Genomic DNA, 3,556 nt, shown 5'->3' on the forward strand with positions numbered 1-3,556 from the left:
ACCAGCCGGTGCCGTCAGCGCCGCTCCCGAACGACTTGCACCGGCCGTCCGGCGCCAGGCCGCCCTGGCGGGAGAACCCGACGAAGGGACCGGGCGTCGCCATCACCGTCACGCCGCCCGCCAATGCCATGGAGCACTCGCCCTGCCGCAGGGACTGCGCCGCCAGATGCAGGGCCACGAGGGAGGACGAGCACGCGGTGTCGATGGACAAGGCCGGTCCCTCCAGCCCCAGGACGTAGGAGACACGGCCCGACGCGACACTGGACGCGGTGCCGGTGAGGGCGTAGCCGTCGTCCCCCTCCGCGGCCTGATGCAGCGGGGAGCCGTATCCCTGGTCAATCACCCCGGCGAAGACCCCGGTCCGGCTGCCACGCAGCGTGTGCGGGTCGATGCCCGCCCGTTCCAGGGCCTCCCAGGAGGTCTCCAGCAGCAACCGCTGCTGCGGATCCATCGCCAGCGCCTCGCGCGGCGAGATCCCGAAGAACGCGGCATCGAAGTCACCGGCTCCGTCGAGGAACCCGCCGTGCCGCGTCGCGGACGTACCCGGCCCGTCGAGGGCGGACAGCGCGTCCAGGTTCCAGCCGCGGTCGGTGGGGAACGCACTGATCGCGTCCGTACCCTCGGCGACCAGCCGCCACAGGTCCTCGGGGTCCGACACGCCGCCGGGCAGGCGGCAGGCCATTCCGACGATCACGACGGGGTCGTCGGTCACCGGCCCCACCGGCTCGGGGTCGGCCTCGGTCGATGTCCCGCCCAGCAGCGCGTCGAGGTGCTCGGCCAGCCGGCCGGCCGTGGGGTGGTCGAACACGGTGGTGGTGGGGAGCTTCAGCCCCGTCGCCTCGGCGATCCGGTCGCGCAGTTCGACAGCGGTGAGGGAGTCGAAGCCGATGTCCCGGAAAGCTTGATCCGGGGCGATCTCCTGCCCGGAGGCGTGGCCCAACACCACGGCCGCGTGGTCGCGGACCAGTTCCACGAGGAAGAGGGTGCGCTGCCGGCCGGACAGGCCCGCCGCGTGCCGCTCGAAGTCGGATTCGCCCTCCTCGCCGGTCAACGGGGCCTCGGCCGTCGCCCGCTCGGCCTCGACCAGAGCGGACAGGAGCCGGCTGGGACGGGTGGCGGTGAACGTCGGAACGAACCGGGACCAGTCCATGTCCGCGATGACGATCGAGGTCTCGTCGTCGTGGAGGACGCGCTCCAGGGCGGCGACGGCGCGTTCCGGCCGCATGGGCACGACGCCCTGGCGCCGCAGGCGATCGCCGTGGCCGGGAGCCGCGACGACCATGCCGACCTCGTCCCACGCGCCCCACGCCACCGACGTGGCCGTACGACCACGTGCGCGGCGGTCGGCGGCGAGAGCGTCGAGGGCGGCGTTGGCTGCCGCGTACCCGGCCTGGCCACCACTCCCCCACGCGGCCGCGCCGGAGGAGAACAGTACGAACGCGTCCAATTCGAGGGCGCCGGTCAACTCGTCCAGGTGCCGGGCGCCGACCGCCTTGACCCGCGAGTCCGCGTGGAGCTGATCGGGCGTCAGTGACTCGACCCCCACGGTGCCGGTGTTCACACCGGCCGCGTGGACAACGGTCCGCAGCGGCGCATCGGCCGGGATCTCCCCGACCACCCGGGCCAGTGCGTCACGGTCCGCCACATCGCACGCCGCGACCGTCACCCGGGCGCCCGCCGCCTCCAGCTCCGCCCGTAGCAGGCCGGCCCCGTCGGCATCGGGGCCGCGCCGGCTCACCAGCACCAGGTGTTCAGTCCCATGGGCTACCAGCCACCGCGCGACGTGCGCGCCCAGGCCACCGGTACCGCCGGTGATCAGGGCCGTACCCGACGTCGACCAGGACCCGCCCGGCCCCACCAGCGGAGCACGCGTCAGGCGACGGCCGAACACTCCCGTGTCACGTACCGCCACCTGGTCCTCGCCCGTGTCCCCCGAGACCACACCCGCCAGCCACTCCGCCACCCGGGCGTCCACCGCCTCGGGCAGATCGACCAGGCCGCCCCAGAACCGCGGGTACTCCAGCGCCGCCACCCGGCCCAGGCCCCAGACACCGCCCTGACCCCGTACGGGGTCACCGGCCTCCACCGCCACCGCGCCGCGGGTCACCACCCACACCGGAGCGGCCGCCTCGGCATCGATCGCCGCCTGGACCAGGGCGAGGGCGAACGGCACTGCCTCGTCCGCCGGTGCCGCCGGTGCCAGGACCCCGGCGAACGGCGTGCCGTCGCCGAGGGCCTCACGCAGCAGGCCCGCGAAGGCGGTACGGTCCGGCTCTCCGCCGCAGCGGACGACTTCGGTCCGCGGGCCCATGGCCGTCACGACCGCCGACACCCACGACTCCCCTTCCAGACGGTCGGGAACGACCACCAGCCAGCGTCCCGGGACCGCGTCCGGCACCGCCAACGGCACCCACTCCTCCCGGTACCGCCACTCCTCCGCCGCCGGTCCGCCCGCCGAAGGGGCGGGGACCACCGGCCGGGCCGCAGGCCAGAACCGCCGGTGCTGGAAGGCGTACGTGGGGAGTTCGACCGTACGGCCTCCGGCGAGCATCGGTGCCTGGTCCACCGGGGCGCCGTGGACGTACAGACGCGCGAACGCCGTCGCCACCGCGATGCCCTCGGGCCGGTCCTCGCGGAGCAGCGGCACCACGACCGTGTCCTCGTCACAGCTCTCCCGGGCCATCGCCGACAGCACGGCGTCCGGCCCGAGTTCGACCAGCGCTGTCACGCCCTGGCCGGTCAGAGAGCGTACGCCGTCGACGAAGCGGACCGCGTTCCGTACCTGCGCGGTCCAGTACGCCGGGGTGCGCAGCTCGTCTCCGGAGGCCAGGGCTCCGGTCAGGTTCGACACCACCGGGATGCGCGGCTCGTGGAAGGTCAGCGTCTTCAGGACCTGCTCGAAATCGGACAGCATCGGATCCATCAGCGCCGAGTGGAAGGCGTGCGAGACGCGGAGCCGGTTCGTCCTGCGGCCCTTCGCCGCGAACGACTCGGCGACCGCGGTCACCGCCGCGGCGTCGCCGGAGAGCACCACGGAACGCGAGGTGTTGACCGCGGCGACCGAGACTCCGTCCGCCAGAAACGCGAGGGCCTCCTCCTCGGCCGCCTCCACCGCCACCATCGCCCCGCCGGCCGGCAGCTCACCCATCAGGCGCGCGCGGGCCGCCACCAGACGGCACGCGTCGGCCAACGTCAGTACCCCGGAGACATGCGCCGCCGCGACCTCGCCGACCGAATGCCCCAGCAGCACGCCAGGGGCGACGCCACGCGACTCCAGAAGCCGGAACAGCGCCACCTCCAGGGCGAACAGCGCGGGCTGAGCCCAGCGCGTCTCGTTCAGGGCTTCGGCGTCATCCCCCCAGACGACGTCCTTGAGCGGACGGTCCAGGTGCGGGTCGAGTTCGGTGAGGATCTCGTCGAAGGCGTGCGCGAACACCTCGGAGCCGGCGTACAGCTCCCGGCCCATGCCCAGCCGCTGGGCGCCCTGGCCGGTGAACAGCACACCCACGGCCGGGTCGCTCTCGGCACGCCCCTGGACGACCCCGGCGGCTGGTTT

At 73.8% G+C, this 3,556-nt stretch carries 1 protein-coding gene; it reads right to left on the bottom strand.

What is annotated here, in order from left to right; genetic code table 11:
• Nucleotides 1-3,556 (bottom strand): type I polyketide synthase (locus tag QR77_RS49735; protein ID WP_040019553.1); only part of this gene is annotated, 3,556 nt, incomplete at both ends.

Source organism: Streptomyces sp. 150FB, from assembly GCF_000818195.1.
Lineage (GTDB): Bacteria > Actinomycetota > Actinomycetes > Streptomycetales > Streptomycetaceae > Streptomyces.